Origin of the sequence: Streptomyces sp. DvalAA-14, assembly GCF_900091855.1 — a bacterium.
In the GTDB taxonomy this organism is placed as follows: Bacteria; Actinomycetota; Actinomycetes; order Streptomycetales; family Streptomycetaceae; genus Actinacidiphila.
In genome coordinates this window covers 1-1908 of sequence record NZ_FMCH01000515.1, presented here as the reverse complement: position 1 = coordinate 1908, position 1908 = coordinate 1, and the positions used below count along the sequence as shown (strand labels likewise).

The following is a 1908-nucleotide window of genomic DNA, read 5'->3' as shown; positions in this document are numbered from 1 at the left end:
GGCGTCCGGTGAGGCGTCCGAACGAGAGATGTTGTGAGTGCAAGGCCCCTCCCGAGGCAACGGACGCTCCGTGGGGGAGGCGCCCGTGAAACATGTGGGGGTGATGCGCCACACAGTGGCGTCAGGAACGGGAGGTGTCAAGCCGTTGATCAGCAATACATCGGATGTCTAGGCTCCACAAGGGGAATGGACGGGCTGCCGTGGGTACGCCGCTCGGCCGGCCCGGTGCGCGCCCCGGGTGGGGCGGCCGACGGCCGCCCCACCTAAGCCCCTGTCCGGGCCTGGATGCGCCGCGGTCAGGGAGTGCAGTTCAGGGTGCCGGCCCGCAGTGCGTGGCCGTCGTCATTGGCGTCGTCGGACCAGACGACCGGCTTCTTGCCGCTGGTGCAGGTGGATTGAGGCGCGATGGCGAAGCCCTCGTTGTTGTAGTCGGCCATCCCGGTGGGGCGGTCGTAGACGGCGGTGGGCGCGAACCGGCCCTGGGCGTTGATGTCGAGGGTGGTGGTCTGGCCCTGGCAGGTGTCGTCGCAGACCGCCCACAGGTGGCCGGTGGCGGGTTCGAACTCCAGGTCCATGACGGCCGGGAAGCCGCTGGTGATGGTGGCGACGCGGGTGTATCCGCCGGTGGACAGGTTCAGGGCGTAGGCGTAGACGGTGCCGTTGGCCTCCAGGCCGGCGAAGTACAGGCCGGTGCCGTGGTTGGCGTAGGAGGCGGGGTTGTAGGCGGCGCCGGTGTGCTCGTCACGGAACCCGTGCGCGGTCAGGAACGAGTCGGGCACCCACGAGATGCCCTCGAGGCCGGAGTTGGCGGGCACGGACGGCAGGTCGGAGGTGAGGTTCCACTCGCCGGTCGCGTTCAGCGAGGAGGCGGTGGAGCCGGTGTCATAGCGCAGGATCTCCGGCAGGCTCGTGCCGTCCTTGTCGTTGTCCCGTTCGGTGGAGACGAACGTCCCGTCGGGGGTGACGACCACGCCTTCCGCGTCCGGGTCGCCACTGCCGCCCGGGTAGTGCAGGGACTTGCCCGAGGACCAGCCCGCGGAATCGGGCTTCCACGTCGCGGCGTTGGGCACCAGGCGGTAGAGCTTGCTCGGGCCGTTGTCCACCGCCCACAGCACGCCGGGGCTCTCGAAGGACAGGCCGCTGAGGTTCTCCCCGAAGACGTTCGAGCCGTCCGCGACGGTCACCGCGGAGCCGCCCGGCCACGGCCCGTGGGACGGCTGACCGCCGCCCCCGCCGCCGGTGCTGCCGCAGGCGTTGGCGGCGCCCTTGGTGGGGGCGGTGGTCGTGGTGAACGCACCCGTGCCGTCCGGGCAGCGGCCGTACGTGGTCGCGGCGTGATCGGTCCACGCGTACGAGTCCACCAAAGTACCGCTGGCGTCGAACAGCCGCGCGGAGTCCGCACTGCCCAACCCGTACGACGACTCGACGTCCAGGGCCAGGAACGCGCCCGCGGCGATCGACGTGTTCTTGGCGATCTTGTAGGAGTGGGAGTCGTCGTTGTCCTTCACGACCCACTTGGACACGTCGACCGCGGCCGAGCCGGTGTTGACGAGCTCGACCCAGTCCCCCGGGCTGCCGCCGTTCGACTCGACCTCGTTGATCCGCACCGTGCTCTGCGCCGCCTGGGCCTTCGCCTGGGCGTGCGCGACTGCCGGGGCGCCGGCCAGGCCGAGGGCGAAGACGGACAGGGCGGCTGCGGTGAGTTGGGCTCTTCTACGCCAATGCGTACGCAATGTAGCCGGTCCTTTTCTCACAAAAGGGGGGCAGGCAAGGAGCAGCGTGTTCCTGCTCCCGGCGAAGGATCCGGCACAGCGGCGACAAGCAGCTGAACGCATCGCGAACACACGGCAGTTACCGCGCAGGTCAGGCCCCCTCCGGCGGGAGGGGGCCCGGTGGCGCTCAGTCGTT

At 70.1% G+C, this 1908-nt stretch carries 1 protein-coding gene; it reads right to left on the bottom strand.

Annotated features, from left to right (window positions below; translation table 11 throughout):
• Nucleotides 1-296: 296 nt before the first annotated feature.
• Nucleotides 297-1733, bottom strand: a complete 1437-nt coding sequence (locus GA0115240_RS27885) for a lamin tail domain-containing protein (protein ID WP_237555261.1) — start codon at nt 1731-1733, stop codon at nt 297-299.
• Nucleotides 1734-1908: the final 175 nt, after the last annotated feature.